This window comes from Kitasatospora aureofaciens (genome assembly GCF_001188955.3).
GTDB classification, from domain to species: Bacteria; Actinomycetota; Actinomycetes; order Streptomycetales; family Streptomycetaceae; genus Kitasatospora; species Kitasatospora aureofaciens.
On the sequence record NZ_JPRF03000013.1, the window covers coordinates 67,516 to 83,043 of the forward strand.

Genomic DNA, 15,528 nt, shown 5'->3' on the forward strand with positions numbered 1-15,528 from the left:
GCCCGAGAAGAGTGCCCCGCCCGGCGCACGGTGGCGCTCACCCCCGCGGGGACGGCCAGCCGGACTAGGGCGTGTCTTTCGGATGACGTCGGATCAGCGGGCGCACGCCGAAGGGCCGGCTCCGGAGTGTTCCGGTGCCGGCCCTCGGGAGCCAGGGGTTTTCGGGGGCCTGAGCCTACGGGCGCTCGCCGCGCTCGTACCGGCCGACGACCTCGTCGGTCGGGCCGTCCATGACCAGCTCGCCCGCCTCGATCCAGATGGTCCGCTCGCAGACCTCGCGGATCGAGTTGTTGTCGTGGCTGACCAGGAAGACCGTACCGGCGGAGCCGCGCAGCTCGTCGATGCGCCTCTTGCTGCGCTGCTGGAAGGCCTGGTCACCGGTGGCCAGCGCCTCGTCGATCAGCAGCACGTCGTGGGTCTTGGCGGCGGCGATCGAGAAGCGCAGCCGGGCGCCCATGCCGGAGGAGTAGGTGCGCATCGGCAGGGAGATGAAGTCGCCCTTGTCGTTGATCCCGGAGAAGTCGACGATCTCCTGGTAGCGCTCCTTCACCTGGGCCGGGGTCATGCCCATCGCCAGACAGCCCAGGATGACGTTGCGCTCGCCGGTGAGCTCGTTCATCAGGGCCGCGTTGACGCCCAGCAGCGAGGGCTGGCCGTTGGTGTAGATGCCGCCCTTCTCGGTCGGCAGCAGGCCCGCGATGGCGGCCAGCATGGTCGACTTGCCGGAGCCGTTGGAGCCGATCAGGCCGATCGCCTCGCCCTTGTACGCGGTGAAGCTGATGCCCTTGACCGCGTGCACCTCGCGCACGCCGGCGCCGCGCTTACGGCTGAGGATGCGGCTCATCGCCGAGGTGGCGCTGCCCTTGCCGGAGCCGGCGCCGTGCACCCGGTAGACGATGTGCACGTCGTCGACGACCACGGTGGGCTCACGGGCCACGCTGACGGCCGGGACGGCGTCGCGCTTGATCAGGTCGGTGTCAGCCACGGCCGTACTCCTCCTCGGCCTTCCAGAAGAAGACGTATCCGATGACGAACATGCCGATCGCCCAGCCGATGCCGTACGTCCACTGGTGCGGCGGAAGGGTCTGGTGAACGGCCTGGTGCTTGTTGTAGATGATCGGCGCGAAGGCGTGCCGCAGCAGGTCCATGTAGACGGAGGCCGGGTTGAGGGCCATGATCGTCTGGATGGAGTGCGGCCAGGTCTGGATCTTGTCCTGGATGCTGAACATCACGCCGGACAGGAACATCCAGGCCCGCATCACGAACGGGATCAGCTGGGAGATGTCACTGGTCTTGGAGCCGATCCGGGCGAAGATCAGCGAGATGCCGGTGTTGAACAGCGTCTGCAGGAGCAGTGCCGGGATGACCAGCAGCCAGGTCTTGCCCGGCTTGATGCCGCCCGCCAGCACGGTGACGACCAGGACCACCATCGAGATCAGCAGCTGCTGGAGCTGGATCACGGTGAAGGCGATCGGCAGGCTGGCGCGCGGGAAGTGCAGCGCGCGGATCAGGCCGAGGTTGTCGGAGATCGCCCGGGTGCCGGACTGCACCGCGTTCTGGGTGAACTGGAAGACGAATACGCCGATGCACAACCAGGAGATGTAGGTGTGACCGGGGAAGCCCTGCTTGCTCGCCAGGATCACACCGAAGACCAGGTAGAACACACCGCAGTTGAGCAGCGGGGTCACGACCTGCCACAGCTGGCCCAGCTTGGCGTCGGTGTACTGGGCCACCAGGCGAGCGGTGGCGAAGGCCCAGATGAAGTGGCGCCGGGCCCAGAGCTGCTTGGTGTAGGCGAACAGCCCGGGGCGCGCGCCGCTCACCGACAGGCCGTACTTGTCCGCAAGCTGCTTGGGGGTCAGGCCCGCGTCCGCCCCCCTCGGGGCTGAGAGGCTGACGGGTTCACTCACTGTCGACACATTCGTCCTTCGCGCGGGATCTGGTCGGGGCGGCCGGTCGGCGGGGGTCCGCCGGCCTTGCGCCGATGGGGATCCACTGGGATCACGGGGGAGGTTCCGGCCGGTGTGTGGTCACCGGCCGAGGCGATCGATCACTCGATCCAATCAGATGATCGGAGGACGGCCCATCCTGGTCAGTCGCCAGACGGTACGCCACCGCATGGGCTTCCGCGGACCGCAGGGTTCGCGGAAGCCCGCCCGGAATCCGCCCATCCAGGCCTTCAGTCCCTCCGCGGAGGGACGTCGGGCCAGGGTCAGCAGGAACCAGGTTCCCAGATAGAGAGGCACCAACGGGGCCGGAAGGTTCCGTCTCGCGAGCCAGACCCTGTTACGGGCCACGTTGTGGAAGTAGGCGGCGTGCCGGGCCGGCGAGGTGGCGGGGTGGTGCAGCACCACGTCCGCCCGGTAGTCGATGGCCCAGCCGGCGTCCAGCGCGCGCCACGCGAGGTCGGTCTCCTCGTGGGCGTAGAAGAACTCGGCGGGCAGTTGCCCGGCCTGCTCGAACACCTTGCAGCGCACGGCGCTGGCGCCGCCCAGGAAGGTGGTCACCCGGGAGGAGCGCATCGGATCGCTGGCACGCAGCCGGGGGACGTGCCGGCGCTGGGTGACGCCGGTGTCCGGGTCCTCGATCCGGAAGGACACGATGCCCAGCTCCGGATCGGCGGTGAAGGCCTCGCGCAGCAGGCGGGCCGAGTCGGTGCGGGGCAGCAGCCCGTCGTCGTCCAGGAAGAGGACGGCGTCCACCTCCCGGCCGTCCGGCCCGAACAGCTCGATGCCGACGTTGCGCCCGCCCGGGATGCCGAGGTTCTCCGGCAGCTCGACGGTGCGCACGCCCTCGACCAGCGGCGGCAGCTCGACGCCCTGGCCGACCACGGCGAGCTCGACCGCCGGGCCCTCCTGGGCGCGGACGGACTCGATCAGGGCGTTGAGCTCGGCGGGCCGGTTGCCCATCGTGATGATGACGACGCCGAGGCGGAAGCTGTCCGCGGTGGTGGTGGTAGTGGTCATCGGAGCCTGCTCGAAAGGACGATGCTCAGCAGGTGGAGGACGGTCTGCAGCATGGCGATCGCCGCCAGCACCACGACGGCGAGCCGGGTGAGGAGGAGCCCGCCGTGCACGGCGTCGGCGATCCCGGCCGCCAGGATGAACAGCGAGGCCTCGACCGCGCCGACCAGGCGGTGGAACTTCAGCAAGGAGGCCACCCGGCGCGCCTTGGCCACCGAGGAGGAACGCGGAACCGAGGCGCTGTCCTCGACCGCCGTCATGCCGCTGCGGGCCCGGGCCACGTCCACCAGGTCCGTCTCGGACTTGATCAGGATCGCGCCGAGCGCGGCCAGCGTGCCCAGGAACGCCCACTCCCAGTGGGAGCCGCGGCCCTCGCGGTGCAGCAGGTCGGTGGCGCGCAGGCCGAGGCCGGTCAGCAGGGCCGCCTCGGACATGTAGTGGCCGACCCGGTCCAGGTAGACGCCGGTGAGCGAGGTCTGCCGGCGCCAGCGGGCCACCTCGCCGTCCACGCAGTCCAGCAGCAGGTAGACCTGGATCAGCAGGGCGCCCAGGACCGCGCCGGTGATGCCCGGCACGACCAGTGCGGCACCGGCCAGGATGCCGGTGAACATCATCAGGTAGGTCAGGCCGTTGGGCGTGATCGCCGTCATGGTGGACAGCACGCGGGTGATCCGCAGCGAGATCTTCCGCATGTACAGGCGCCCGGCCCAGTGCTCGGCGCTGCGACGCTGGAGCATGCCCTCCGGGTGGATCACCGCGCGCAGTTCCTCGATCGAGGGCCGGCGGGTCAGGTCAACCGGGGGCCGCTCGGCGCCCGCGGTGGAGGGGTCAGCTGTTGACGGCTTGGACATAGTCGGCGTACGCGTCCCTGATTGCGGAAGGGGAGAGGTCGAGGTGTTCCAGGATGGTGTAGCGGCCCGGGCGGGTGTTCGGAGCGTAGTGCACCGCCTCGGTGAACTCCGCTTCGGTGAAGCCGATTTGAGCTGCGGTCACCGGCAGGCCGTGGCGCGCCAGGCGCTCCACGACCAGGCCGGTCAGCTCGCGCTCGCCCCGCAGGAAGCTGGCGAACGCGGCGCCGAGGCCCACCTGTTCGCCGTGCTGGGCGGAACGCTTGGGGTACAGCACGTCCAGGGCATGCGAGATCTCGTGGCAGGCGCCCGACGAGGGCCGGGTACTGCCCGCGATGTTCATCGCGATGCCGGACAGTACCAGGGCTTCCGCGAGGGCCGTCAGGAGGTCCTGGTCCTGAGTACTTCCTGGGTGCCGCAGCAGGTTCTCGCCAGCCGAGCGGGCCATCGCCACGGCCAGTCCGTCCACCGGTTCGCCGGTGACGGTGTGGGACAACTCCCAGTCCGCGCAGGCCGAGATGTTGGAGACGACGTCCCCGATGCCGGCCGCCACGAAGCGCTGCGGGGCCTGCCGGATCACGTCCAGGTCGACGATGATGCCGATCGGGCTGGGCACCCCGTAGGAGCCCCGGCCGGCGTCGTTGTCGAGGGTGGAGACCGGCGAGCAGATGCCGTCGTGGGCCAGGTTGGTGGCCACCGCGACGACCGGCAGGCCGACCCGGGCCGCGGCGTACTTGGCGGCGTCGATGATCTTGCCGCCACCGAGGCCGACGACCGCGTCGTAGTGCCGGCCGCGCATCTCCTCGGCGAAGCGCACCGCGCTGTCGAGGCTGCCGTCGTCCACGTTGTACCAGTCGGCGCCGGGCAGGGCCGGCTCCAGGCGTTCGCGCATCGCGGCGCCGGAGCCGTTGCTGATCGCCACCGCGATCCGGCCCGACGCCGACAGCCGCTGGTCCGCCAGGATGCCGCCGAGCGCGTCCAGCGCGCCCGGGCGGATCTCGGCGAACAGCGGCGACGGAACCAGTCGGGTCAGTACTGGCACGCGATCTCCCGCGCCTTCGCCAGGTCGTCGTGGTTGTCGACCTCGACCCAGGACACCTCGCCGATCGGCTGCACGTCGATCCGCAGGCCCCGGTTGACCATCTCCTGGTAGCCGTCCTCGTAGTACAGCTGCGGGTCGCGCTCGTAGGTGGCGCGCAGCGCGTCGGTCAGGTCGGCGGCGGCGGCGGGGTTGATCACGGTGACGCCGATGTACTCGCCGGTGGCCTCGGCCGGGTCCATCAGCTTGGTGATCCGGCGCATGCCGGCGGCCGGGTCGACGACGACCTTCATCTCCTCGTCGGCGAGCTTCTTCACCGTGTCGAGGGCGAGCAGGATGCCGGGGGCCCGGCCGGCCTCGGCGAGCTGCCGGTTGCCCTCCAGCATGGTGCGCTGCACCGAGGCCGGGTGGACGGTGTCGCCGTTGGCCAGCAGCAGGCCCTCGGAGAACAGCTCGCGGGCGCACCAGAGCGAGTACGCGTTGTTCCACTCCTCGGCCTTGTCGTTCTCGACCAGGTGGAGCTTGACGCCGTACTTGCTCTCCAGGGCGTCCTTGCGGTCGCGGACCGCCTCCTTGCGGTAGCCGACGACGATCGCCGCCTCGCGCAGGCCGACCTCGGCGAAGTTGCCGAGGGTGAGGTCCAGGACGGTCCGCTCCCCGTCGACCGGCACCAGTGCCTTGGGCAGGGTGTCGGTGTACGGGCGCAGCCGGCGGCCGGCGCCGGCTGCCAGAACGAGGCCGATCATGCGGGGTCTCCTGATCCGTCGTGCGTCGTGCGGTGCGCGCGGGATGTGCCGACGGGCGCGGCGGCGCTGTATCGCCCCGGAGCGGCGTTCGGCCGGGCCCGGGGGCGGCGCGCCGGACCGGCACAGATCCGGGCAGCGTGTCGTTAGTGATGGTAGGCGACCCGGACCACCCTCCCGAACGCGGCCGGAGGCGGCAAGGTGACGGCCCGGTGGAGGAGCCGTGATCGAACGTGATTGGAACGGATATCGAACTGGCCTGCGGGTCCAATGACCGTCCGGGGGCTTCCCGGGGCCTTCTCTGCCCGGATCGGGACTCCCCCGGGTCATGATCCGCCCGGTTGTGCGTGGGACCCGTCCCGACCGCCACCCATACGGCAGACTGGAGCCCGACGCCGGCGCCGGTGCCCCCGCTGTGTTCCGTGCCCTCCACCCGGTGCACGGGACGCACCCGGTGCTTCCGTTGCTCCCGCTCCCGAAAGAGGCCCCATGCCCCAGAGTCTGCCGACCGACCCGACGCACTTCGCCGCCGAGATCGACACCGGTCTCGACGTCGAGACCGACGTGACGGTCGACCCACGGGCCTCCGCCGCCGCCTCCGGTGCCGAGATCCTGCTGGAACTGGTCGACGACGAGGGTGTCACGATCGGCACCGCCGAGAAGCACTGGGCCCACCAGCAGCCGGGCCGGCTGCACCGGGCCTTCTCGGTGTTCCTCTTCGACCGCCAGGGCCGGCTGCTGCTGCAGCGCCGGGCGCTCGGCAAGTACCACTCCCCCGGCGTCTGGTCGAACACCTGCTGCGGGCACCCGTACCCGGACGAGCCGCCGTTCGTCGCCGCCGCCCGGCGCACCGCCGAGGAGCTGGGCGTCGCGCCGGCGCTGCTCTGCGAGGCGGGGACGGTCCGCTACGACCTCCCGGACGAGGCCTCGGGGCTGATCGAGCGGGAGTGGAACCACCTGTTCGTCGGGCTGGTCACCGCGCCGGTCGAGCCGAACCCGGAGGAGGTGGACGACTTCGCCTTCGTGACCGCGCAGGAACTGCGCGAGCTGCGGGCGGACCGGCCCTTCTCGGTCTGGTTCGAGACGGTCTTCGAGGCGGCGCTGCCGGGGATCCGGGAGATCGCCGGGCGGGACTGGTAGCGGCCGCGCCTGCGCGCGGACGGCCGTCCCGCCGCCGCCCTCTCGGAAGCGGTCACCTTCCCCGGGGGCGGTCGCCCTCCCAGGGGCGGCCGTCAGTGCGCGGGCCCCGGGGGGACGGGCAGCGAGGCCCAGATGACCTTGCCGCCCTCCCCCGTCTGCTCGACGTCGCACACCCCGCCGGCCTGCAGGGTGACGCTCTTCACCAGCAGCAGGCCGCGCCCGCCGGTCCGGGCGGTGTCGCTCTCCAGGGCCTTCGGCCGGTACGGATCGCCGTCCTCGACCGAGACCCGCACCCAGCCGCGGCGCACCGACAGCTCCGTCGTCACCTCGGGTGACAGCTCGGCCGCGTGCCGCACCGCGTTGCCGACCAGCTCGGAGACGATCAGCAGCAGGTCGTCGACCAGCTCCTGGTAGCGCACACCGGTCATGCCCTGGGCCAGCAGGCGGTCGCGCACCGCATGGCGGGTGCGCGGCACGGAGGCCTCGACGGCGGGCACCCGGAAGCGCCACACGCCCTCCACGGGGCCGTCGGCGGCCTGCCGCCCGCCCGGCCGGCTGCCGGGTCTCGGGCCGGCCTTCGCCGACCCGCTGATCTGCTCCACGTCCAGCCGCCCTTCGTCCGCGACCCGGGAATCAGGCGACCCGGGAATCAGGCGATCCGCTCATGGCGCCCTCGGTCCACAGAGGCTAGGAGAGCGGTCGGCGCGGCCGGGGCACCGTCGACAAGTTGCCCGTGTCGGATCGGTTCGGATCGGGATCGATCGTGAGTGGGGGCGAAACCGATCGTTTGCTTAGCGCTCCCTCACCGCTTCGGCCGGGGTTCGAGCGCCCTCGCGAAGCGTTCCAGCCAGTCCGCCCGGGCCCCCCGTCCCATCCAGGCAGGGCGGGGGCCCGGGCGGCAACCGGAGCACACGGCGGGCCCGGACGGCCGCGAGGCCCGGGCGCGCGGCCGCCGCGGGGCGGGGCCGAGGAAACGCAGGTGAGAAGCACTCCAGAACCCTGGTAATGTTCTCTCTGTCGCCGAGGGGGCGAGAAAAACCCCGGAGCACACACCCCGTCCGGGTGGCGGAATGGCAGACGCGCTAGCTTGAGGTGCTAGTGCCCTTTATCGGGCGTGGGGGTTCAAGTCCCCCCTCGGACACAGTCGAAATTCCCCGTGGAATCCGAAAGGAATCCACGGGGAATTTCCTTTTCCCGGCCCGAGCCCGGCTCCCCCCGTGATCCACTGCCGTCCGGCGGTGTGGCGTCCGTCTCGCTGCAGGGTCCAGTCGTCCGGAAACCGGACACGAGATGGCAACGATCGGGCAGTTTGAGCTTCCTCTGAGGTATTCGCCCCTTTTCGAACCATAGGCTTCTGGCGTTTGTCCGGAATGCCGACCAAAACCGTAAAAGAACCGACACCATCCGCTGAACCCCGAGCGAGAGGACCGATACGTTGAGTGAGCCCGCTTCGTCGACGGCATCACACCAGAACTACCGCCGATCGCTCGGGACGATCAGCCTGACCGCGGTCGGCCTGGGTTCGATCATCGGATCCGGCTGGCTGTTCGGTGCCGAGCGGGCGGCCAAGCTGGCCGGGCCCGCCTCGATCCTCGCCTGGGTGATCGGCGCCGCCGTGGCGCTGACCATCGCCCTCACGTACAGCGAGCTGGGGTCGATGTTCCCCAAGGCCGGCGGCATGGTCCGGTACGGCCAGTACTCGCACGGCTCGCTGGCCGGCTACCTGGCCGCCTGGGCCAACTGGATCGCCATCGTCTCGGTCATCCCGGGCGAGGCCACCGCGTCCGTCCAGTACATGAGCTCCTGGCACTTCGGCTGGGCCAAGGGGTTGTACGACGGCAAGGAGCTCACCGTCAGCGGTGTGGCGCTCGCCAGCGTGCTGCTCGTCGTGTACTTCGCCCTGAACTGGTTCGCGATCACGCTGTTCGCCAAGACCAACACGGCCATCACCGTGTTCAAGGTCGTCGTGCCGACGCTGACCGCCGGTGCGCTGCTCCTCGCACACTTCGACACCTCGCACTTCACCCAGCAGGGCGGCTTCGCGCCGAACGGCTGGAGCGCCGTGTTCACCGCCGTCGCCGTCTCGGGCATCGTCTGGGCCTTCAACGGCTTCCAGTCCCCGCTCAACATGGCCGGCGAGGCCCGCAACCCCGGCAAGTCGCTGCCGAAGGCCGTCATCGGCTCGATCCTGATCGCCCTGGTGATCTACGTCGCGCTGCAGATAGCCTTCATCGGCGCCATCCCGGCCGCCGATCTGTCGAAGGGCTGGAGCAGCCTCTCCTACACCTCGCCGCTGGCCGACCTCGCGATCGCCTGGGGCATCAACTGGCTCGCGCTGCTGCTCTACGCGGACGCCTTCGTCTCGCCGTCCGGCACCGGCATGATCTACGCCGCCACCACCTCGCGCATGATCCACGGCGTGCAGGAGAACGGCCACCTGCCGAAGATCTTCGGCAAGGTCGACGCCAAGACCGGCATCCCGCGCCCGGCGCTGCTGCTGAACCTGCTGGTCGCCTTCCTGTTCCTCGCGGTCTTCCGCGGCTGGGGCTCGCTGGCCGAGATCGTCTCGGTGGCCACCGTGATCTCGTACATCACCGGCCCGGTCGCCGTGATGTCGCTGCGCCGCCTCGCCCCGGACCTGAAGCGTCCGGTGCGGCTCAAGGCCATGCCGGTGATCGCGCCGGTCGCGATGGTGTTCGGTTCGCTCGTCCTGTACTGGGCCCGCTGGCCGCTCACCGGCAAGGTCATCCTGCTGATGGCCGCCGGTCTGCCGATCTGGGCCTTCTACGAGCTGCGCAAGCCGTTCGCCGAGCTGAAGCCGCACCTGAAGGCGGGCGCCTGGATGGTGGCCTACCTGTTCGTGATGGCCGGGATTTCCTGGGCCGGCAGCACCGACTTCGGCGGCCACGGCTACCTGCCGGAGGGCTGGGACCTGCTGATCGTGGCCGCGATCGGGCTGGCGTTCTACTACTGGGGCGTCGCCAGCTCCTGGGTCAACCCCTCGCTGGCCGAGGTGCGACGCGAGCTGGAGACCGAGGCCGCGGCCGAGGCGTCGGGTGACGCCGCGGGGACTGCGGAGCCTTCGCGGGTCTGAGCGGATACGCGTTTCGAAGGGCCGGTCGGGTTTCCGACCGGCCCTTCGGCGTTGGTGCGAGGAGGGGGTTCAGATGACAGAGACTGAAATCTGTCATCTGTTATCTGTTCGCTGTCATCTGTCCGCTGTCAGCTGTTCGCCGCCGCCGTCATCGGTTCACCGACCGCCGACCGCCGACCGCCGCCCGTCAGGCTGGTCAGCCGCGACGAGCACGGCGGATGGCGGAGGTGACGACCGGCGGCAGGAGGTCCTTCGCGGCGCGTTTGGCGACGTTGACCGGGCGGCGCGCCTCCGCGGCGCGGGCGCGGCGCACGGCGAGGTCGAGCGCGGCCTCGTCCTGGGCGGCGCGGAGCGCGTCGCGGGACTGCGACGGTTCGACGGCGGGGCGCCGCCGGTGACGGGAGGCGCGAAACGGCTGGATGCCCTCCGAGCTGCCGGTCATCCGCAGCACCTGCCGACCGTTCAGGGTCTCGGTGCTGAGGTGGCAGCCGGACGCGAGATGCACCCGGTCGAGCAGGTCGCGCTGGAACGGCTCCGGGTCGCCCCAGGTGCCGTAGAACTTGCACTCGGTGAGCATGATCGGCTTGAGACCGTGGTTGAACACCGCCTCCCAGGTCGCGGCCGCGACGCCGGGGGTGTGCTGGGCCCGGTAGTCGTCCAGCACCACGACGCCCTGCTCCTGCAGCGCGACCCGGGCCACCTGGAGGTCGCCCACCACGTGCTCGTAGAGGTGCGAGGCGTCGATGTGGATGAAGCGGTAGGCCCCGGCCGCGATCCGCCCGCCGGCCAGTACGGAGGTCGGGGCCTGGATGATGTCCGGCAGCTCGTCGTGGAAGGACAGGTAGTTGGCCTCGAAGGCCGACCGGGTCAGCGTCTTCCGGTAGGAGGTGTCCATCTCCTTGGAGTTCTCCTCGTCCGGCGCGACCGAGTCGAACAGGTCGCAGACGGTGAAGGTCTCGCCGGGCTGGAGGTGTTCGCCGATCACGATCGCACTGCGGCCGAGGTAGGCACCCATCTCCAGCAGGTCGCCGGTCACACCGCGCTCGGTCTGCCGGTCGAGGAACCACTCGAAGGAGTGCCGGTCGTGGTCCCAGAACCAACCCGGGACGTCCTCCAACACGGCGGGTTCGCCGGGCTGCTGCGATTCGCCCTGCAACGCGGTGTCGGTCACGGGATGCTCCTTAGCGGTACGGGTGACCTGCGGGTCCTGGGCCACGTCTCGGCGCGGTGGCAGCCTGCTCGGGCCCGGGGACGGCCGGGTCACCCGGCCGTACGCGAGTCGCCCCCCACCGCCAGTAGGCCCCACCACGGAGTTCGCTGCAATCTACAGCGGGACCCGGGCGATGAGGAGGGCTCTCGGGTGCCCAATTGCCGAAATGCGGAACACGGCTCTTCGCAACCGGAGGTGAACACGGCCTGGCGGCTGGGCTACGTCCAATTGTGCCCCGATCGGCCGCCCCGCGTCACCGGCCTCGCGAATGATCTTCGTCGCCACTTCCACCCCTACCGTGGTGGCAGACGGCCCGACAAGGGCCTCGAGGCGAGGAACGGATCGGCATGACAGCAGCAGAGCGTGACCGGACGGAAACCCAGGCGAACGCACTCTCCGTCGAATTGACGGCGATGATGGCTGAGGACAACACGGCCGCGCGGCTGGCGCACAGCCCTGACCTGGCCGAACAGGCCGTCTGGCGAAGGCTCACCGCCCGGCACGGCGACCGGCTTTCGGAGATCATGGCGGAGCACGGCTGGCCGACCGAGCGGACCGTCGGCGCCGATGCCGCCCGGGCGGCCTGGCTGGTCGCCCAGCACGCGGACCGCCAACTGGAGGTCCAGCGGCGGGCGGTGCAGCTGATGGCGGAGGCGGTGGCGGACGGCGCGGCGAGCGCCCGGGACCTGGGCTTCCTGCGGGACCGGCTGGCCGTCAACGAGGGGCGCCCGCAGCGCTACGGCACCCAGATCGGCGCGGTGGCGGACGGCCGCCCGGTGCCGTGGCCGTGCGAGGACCCGGAGCGGCTGGACGAGCGTCGCGCGCAGGTCGGGATCGAACCGTTCGACCAGTACACCGCGCGGTTCGCTCCGCGATAACCAGCCGGTCCACGCGGCGGGTTCGCTGACCAGCCGACGGGACGACCCGTGCAGGAGCACGCGGAGTACGGCGACCAGTGCGTCGACGGTTCCTGGCGGCCCTCCGGGGACTACGGATCCCCGTCGCCGTACTGAACCCGGCCACCGAGCGGGTGCTCACCACCGTACCGGCGGGCGGGGCGGCCGACGTCGACGCCGCGGTGACGGCGGCCCGCCGGGCGGCCCCGGGCTGGGCAGCCACCACCCGGTTCCTGCAGTACAAGCCACTGCAGTACTGCCCGGCTCGGGCCCGGGGCTGCCGAACAGCTCTTCGGTAGCCCCGGGTTGCGGTCGGCCCGCGCCGTCCCGGTCAGACCAGGTCGACGCCCGGGTAGAGCGGGAAGGGCGCGAGGAGGTCGGCGGCGCGCTTGGCGATGCCGTCGCGCAGGGACTCGTCGAGGGCGTAGTTCGCCTTGGAGGGCGCCCCGTTGGCGGTGGTGGTGGGAGTCGTGCCGCGCAGGACGGTGTCGATCAGGGCGGCGATCTCGTCCATCTCGGCGGTGCCCAGGCCACGGGTGGTGAGCGCCGGGGTGCCGAGCCGGACGCCCGACGTGTACCAGGCGCCGTTCGGGTCCTGGGGGACGGAGTTGCGGTTGGTGACGATGCCCGAGTCCAGCAGTGCCGCCTCCGCCTGACGGCCCGTCAGTCCGTAGCCGGAGACGTCGGTGAGCACCAGGTGGTTGTCGGTGCCGCCGGTGACCAGCTTGCCGCCGCGGCGCAGCAGGCCCTCGGCGAGCGCCTGGGCGTTGTCGACCACGGCGCGGGCGTAGGCGCGGAACTCGGGGCGGCGGGCCTCGGCGAGGGCGACGGCCTTGGCGGCCATGACGTGCGAGAGCGGGCCGCCGAGCACCAACGGGCAGCCGCGGTCGACGTGTTCGGCGAGCTCGGCGTTGCTGAGCACCATGCCGCCGCGCGGCCCGCGCAGCGACTTGTGGGTGGTGGTGGTGACGATGTGGGCGTGCGGCACCGGGTCGTGGTCGCCGGTCAACACCTTGCCCGCGACCAGGCCGGCGAAGTGCGCCATGTCGACCATGAGGGTCGCGCCCACCTCGTCCGCGATCTCGCGCATCCTGCGGAAGTCGACCAGCCGCGGGTAGGCGGAGTACCCGGCCACCAGGATCAGCGGGCGGAACTCGCGGGCGGTCTCGCGCAGCGCGTCGTAGTCGATCAGGCCGGTTTCCGGGGCGGTGCCGTAGCTGCGCTGCTCGAACATCTTCCCCGAGATGTTGGGCCGGAAGCCGTGGGTGAGGTGGCCGCCGGTGTCCAGGGACATGCCCAGCATGCGCTGATTGCCGAGCTCCTGGCGCAGCTGGGCCCAGTCCTGCTCGGTGAGGTCGTTGACGTTGCGCACCTTGGCGCGCTCCAGGGCCGGGCTCTCGACCCGCTGGGAGAGGACCGCCCAGAAGGCGGTGAGGTTGGCGTCGATGCCGGAGTGCGGCTGGACGTAGGCGTGTTCGGCGCCGAACAGCTCGCGGGCGTGCTCGGCGGCGAGCGCCTCGACGGTGTCGACGTTGCGGCAGCCGGCGTAGAAGCGGCGGCCGACGGTGCCCTCGGCGTACTTGTCACTGAACCAGTTGCCCATGGCGAGCAGGACGGCCGGGGAGGCGTAGTTCTCGCTGGCGATCAGCTTGAGCGAGGCGCGCTGGTCCTCCAGTTCCCTGCCGATGGCGGCGGCGATCCGCGGCTCGACGCCGGCCACGACGTCCAGGGCACTGCGGAAGGCGGTGTCGGCGGCGGCGCTCGCGGCGGTGTGCGGCTGCGCGGGGGTCTGCTGGGGCTGCTCGGGCTGGGCCATGGCGGTCTCCTGGTGGGGATGCGGGCGGCCCAGGCGCTCGGCAACGACGTGCGGATCCACGGGACCGCTTCCCGATGGTCGATTCCATCCCTACGCGCCAGTCGCGGTCCACCGGGATCGTACCAAGACCGCGGGGACTGTGGCGGAGGTCTCAGAATGCGGGACGGGCCGCCCGGTTCGCCAATATATTTTCGTTCCTCTGTGGCGGCCGTGTTGCCGGGAAACGAAGCTGCCACAATCCCCGAAACAGTCCGGGAGGAATTCCTCCGGAGCGACTTCCGGTGATTTGCGGATACCGGAACGCGTCCGAGCTCCGGGAAGTCCACCGTCGGGCTGGCCGTGCTCGGCCTGCACGACCCGCGCACCACCACCGTCAGCGGCTCGATCCGGCTGGACGGACAGGAGTTGGTGGGCGCCGGGGAGCCGCTGCTGCGCGGGGTTCGGGGCGGCCGGGCCGCGCTGGTCCTCCAGGACGCGCTGACCTCGCTCAGCCCGTTCCACGGCGTCGGCGCCCAACTCGCCGAGACGTACCGGCTGCACCACCCGCGGGCCGGGCGCGCCGAGGCCCGCCGGCGAGCGGCGGAGATGCTCGACCGGGTCGGCATCCCGTCCGCCCGGCTGCGCGACCACCCGCACCGCTTCTCCGGTGGGACGCGGCAGCGGGTGGTGATCGCGATGGCGCTGATGAACGAGCCGCGGCTGCTGATCGCGGACGAGCCCACCACCGCGCTGGACGCCCGGGTCCAGCGGCAAGTACTCGACCTTCCGGGCGAGTTGCAGTGCGAACACGGCACGGCGGTGCTGCTGGTCAGCCACGACCTGGGCGTGGTCGCGGGGACGACGGACCGCACGCTGGTGCTGCGCGACGGCTCCGAGGTCGAGTCCGCGCCGACCGGCGAGCTGCTGGCCGCGCCGCGCGCGCCGTACACCCGGGCACTGGTGGGGGCGGCGCTGCGGACGGACTCCGTACCGGGCAGCGGCCGCGGCGCACTGATCGCTGCGCCCGGGCGCCGCTGTTCGCCCTTCGTTCGGCTGCGCGGGCGCGGTTCCACGCGTTAGCGTGCTGGCGACGCGACGTCGCTCAACGTGCCGCGGCCCTCCCTGAGCCGCGAGATCGCCACCGGAGGGGGCACATTGTCGGACGACCTGCTCTTCTCGAAGATCAATCACGGTTTCGACCACCTCGACGCCGACGGGGACGGGCTGCTCACCGAACGGGACCACGTGCTGATGGGCCACTCGGTGGCCCGCTCGCTCGGCCACCAGGAGGGCTCGGAGGCCGAGGCCGTGATCGTCCGCGCCTACCTGACCGTCTGGCACGACCTCCACCTCGCCGGAAAGCCCACCGGAACGGAGGCGATCACCCGCGAGCAGTTCGTCGCCTCGACCGGCGCGCTCGCCGACGACCCGGTGGCCGCCCGGGAGATCTTCGGCGCCCTGGCCGGGTCCTTCCTCGCCGTCGCTGACGCCGACCACAGCGGAACGGTGGACGCCGGCGAGTTCTTCGTCTTCCAGCGCGGCCACTTCGCCGGACTCTCCCGCGACGACGCCGACGAGGCCTTCCGCCACCTCGACCTGGACGGTGACGGAACGCTGTCGGCGGACGAGTTCACCAACGCGATCATCGAGTACTGGACCAGCCGCGACCCTGAGGCGCCGGGGAACTGGTGGACGGGGAAGCCGCCCCACGCGCTCTGATCCGCGCGCTCCGGCACACAAGCTTCCGCCGATCCGTTCAGGACCGGCGGAGGCTCTTCGCCTGCTCGGCGCACTGCCGGG

At 71.1% G+C, this 15,528-nt stretch carries 14 protein-coding genes, 1 tRNA gene, 1 pseudogene and 1 riboswitch; of the genes and pseudogenes, 7 read left to right on the plus strand and 9 right to left on the minus strand.

The window, feature by feature from the left end; all coding sequences use genetic code 11:
- Nucleotides 1-175 precede the first annotated feature (175 nt).
- From HS99_RS06340 to HS99_RS06365, 6 genes are all read right to left on the minus strand, one after another.
- Entirely contained in the window at nucleotides 176-985 is an 810-nt protein-coding gene (locus HS99_RS06340; RefSeq protein ID WP_167344913.1) for an ABC transporter ATP-binding protein, read from the minus strand.
- The gene (locus HS99_RS06345; protein WP_030551489.1) at nucleotides 978-1,919 is read right to left on the minus strand and encodes an ABC transporter permease; all 942 of its coding nucleotides are present in this window, start codon (nucleotides 1,917-1,919) and stop codon (nucleotides 978-980) included. Before HS99_RS06345 ends, HS99_RS06340 begins: the two co-directional genes overlap by 8 nt.
- A gap of 144 nt (nucleotides 1,920-2,063) precedes the next feature.
- A complete protein-coding gene (locus HS99_RS06350; protein WP_030281241.1) occupies nucleotides 2,064-2,966 on the minus strand; it encodes a glycosyltransferase family 2 protein in 903 nt (300 codons plus the stop codon).
- Nucleotides 2,963-3,700, minus strand: a complete 738-nt coding sequence (locus HS99_RS06355) for a CDP-alcohol phosphatidyltransferase family protein (RefSeq protein ID WP_167344914.1) — start codon at nucleotides 3,698-3,700, stop codon at nucleotides 2,963-2,965. Before HS99_RS06355 ends, HS99_RS06350 begins: the two co-directional genes overlap by 4 nt.
- 91 nt (nucleotides 3,701-3,791) lie before the next feature.
- Nucleotides 3,792-4,853: an iron-containing alcohol dehydrogenase family protein gene (locus HS99_RS06360; protein WP_030281237.1), complete on the minus strand. Its 1,062-nt coding sequence runs from the start codon at nucleotides 4,851-4,853 to the stop codon at nucleotides 3,792-3,794.
- Complete coding sequence (locus tag HS99_RS06365) at nucleotides 4,841-5,596, minus strand: phosphocholine cytidylyltransferase family protein (protein ID WP_030281235.1); 756 nt, start codon at nucleotides 5,594-5,596, stop codon at nucleotides 4,841-4,843. The genes HS99_RS06360 and HS99_RS06365 overlap by 13 nt, the downstream gene beginning before the upstream one ends.
- A gap of 486 nt (nucleotides 5,597-6,082) precedes the next feature.
- On the opposite strand from HS99_RS06365, the gene idi reads away from it, so the two are divergent.
- A complete protein-coding gene (gene idi / locus HS99_RS06370; protein WP_078656438.1) occupies nucleotides 6,083-6,733 on the plus strand; it encodes an isopentenyl-diphosphate Delta-isomerase in 651 nt (216 codons plus the stop codon).
- 92 nt (nucleotides 6,734-6,825) lie between these two features.
- Here idi and HS99_RS06375 read toward each other — a convergent pair whose 3' ends face one another.
- Nucleotides 6,826-7,335, minus strand: a complete 510-nt coding sequence (locus HS99_RS06375; RefSeq protein WP_030281232.1) for an ATP-binding protein — start codon at nucleotides 7,333-7,335, stop codon at nucleotides 6,826-6,828.
- A 454-nt stretch (nucleotides 7,336-7,789) separates the two neighbouring features.
- Here HS99_RS06375 and HS99_RS06380 point away from each other — a divergent pair.
- Together HS99_RS06380 and HS99_RS06385 are read left to right on the plus strand one after the other, a co-directional pair.
- Nucleotides 7,790-7,874, plus strand: a tRNA-Leu gene (locus HS99_RS06380).
- A gap of 294 nt (nucleotides 7,875-8,168) precedes the next feature.
- A complete protein-coding gene (locus HS99_RS06385; RefSeq protein ID WP_037828739.1) occupies nucleotides 8,169-9,827 on the plus strand; it encodes an APC family permease in 1,659 nt (552 codons plus the stop codon).
- Nucleotides 9,828-10,023: 196 nt separating this feature from the next.
- Here HS99_RS06385 and HS99_RS06390 read toward each other — a convergent pair whose 3' ends face one another.
- The gene (locus HS99_RS06390) at nucleotides 10,024-10,998 is read right to left on the minus strand and encodes a class I SAM-dependent methyltransferase (protein WP_037828738.1); all 975 of its coding nucleotides are present in this window, start codon (nucleotides 10,996-10,998) and stop codon (nucleotides 10,024-10,026) included.
- Nucleotides 10,999-11,384: 386 nt separating this feature from the next.
- On the opposite strand from HS99_RS06390, the gene HS99_RS06395 reads away from it, so the two are divergent.
- Together HS99_RS06395 and HS99_RS46320 are read left to right on the plus strand one after the other, a co-directional pair.
- A complete protein-coding gene (locus HS99_RS06395; RefSeq protein ID WP_046385646.1) occupies nucleotides 11,385-11,915 on the plus strand; it encodes a DUF6624 domain-containing protein in 531 nt (176 codons plus the stop codon).
- A 77-nt stretch (nucleotides 11,916-11,992) separates the two neighbouring features.
- The gene (locus tag HS99_RS46320; RefSeq protein ID WP_030551484.1) at nucleotides 11,993-12,232 is read left to right on the plus strand and encodes an aldehyde dehydrogenase family protein; all 240 of its coding nucleotides are present in this window, start codon (nucleotides 11,993-11,995) and stop codon (nucleotides 12,230-12,232) included.
- A gap of 32 nt (nucleotides 12,233-12,264) precedes the next feature.
- On the opposite strand, the gene HS99_RS06405 is transcribed toward HS99_RS46320, so the two are convergent.
- Nucleotides 12,265-13,749 (minus strand): glycine hydroxymethyltransferase, encoded by a 1,485-nt coding sequence (locus HS99_RS06405; RefSeq protein WP_030551483.1) that lies wholly within the window; start codon nucleotides 13,747-13,749, stop codon nucleotides 12,265-12,267.
- Nucleotides 13,750-13,769: 20 nt separating this feature from the next.
- Nucleotides 13,770-13,864, minus strand: a riboswitch (ZMP/ZTP riboswitch).
- Nucleotides 13,865-14,073: 209 nt separating this feature from the next.
- Between HS99_RS06405 and HS99_RS06410 the strand changes: the two are divergent.
- Nucleotides 14,074-14,808: pseudogene (locus HS99_RS06410) on the plus strand (ATP-binding cassette domain-containing protein); the annotation flags it as partial.
- 75 nt (nucleotides 14,809-14,883) lie between these two features.
- Nucleotides 14,884-15,447: an EF-hand domain-containing protein gene (locus HS99_RS06415; RefSeq protein WP_030551479.1), complete on the plus strand. Its 564-nt coding sequence runs from the start codon at nucleotides 14,884-14,886 to the stop codon at nucleotides 15,445-15,447.
- Nucleotides 15,448-15,528: the final 81 nt, after the last annotated feature.

Bases quoted from the DNA above. Each gene is read 5' to 3' on its own strand.
- HS99_RS06350 (WP_030281241.1), bottom strand. From the start codon at position 2,966: ATGACCACTACCACCACCACCGCGGACAGCTTCCGCCTCGGCGTCGTC.
- HS99_RS06355 (WP_167344914.1), bottom strand. From the start codon at position 3,700: ATGCTCCAGCGTCGCAGCGCCGAGCACTGGGCCGGGCGCCTGTACATG.
- HS99_RS06365 (WP_030281235.1), bottom strand. From the start codon at position 5,596: ATGATCGGCCTCGTTCTGGCAGCCGGCGCCGGCCGCCGGCTGCGCCCG.
- idi (WP_078656438.1), top strand. From the start codon at position 6,083: ATGCCCCAGAGTCTGCCGACCGACCCGACGCACTTCGCCGCCGAGATC.
- HS99_RS06395 (WP_046385646.1), top strand. From the start codon at position 11,385: ATGACAGCAGCAGAGCGTGACCGGACGGAAACCCAGGCGAACGCACTC.
- HS99_RS06405 (WP_030551483.1), bottom strand. From the start codon at position 13,749: ATGGCCCAGCCCGAGCAGCCCCAGCAGACCCCCGCGCAGCCGCACACC.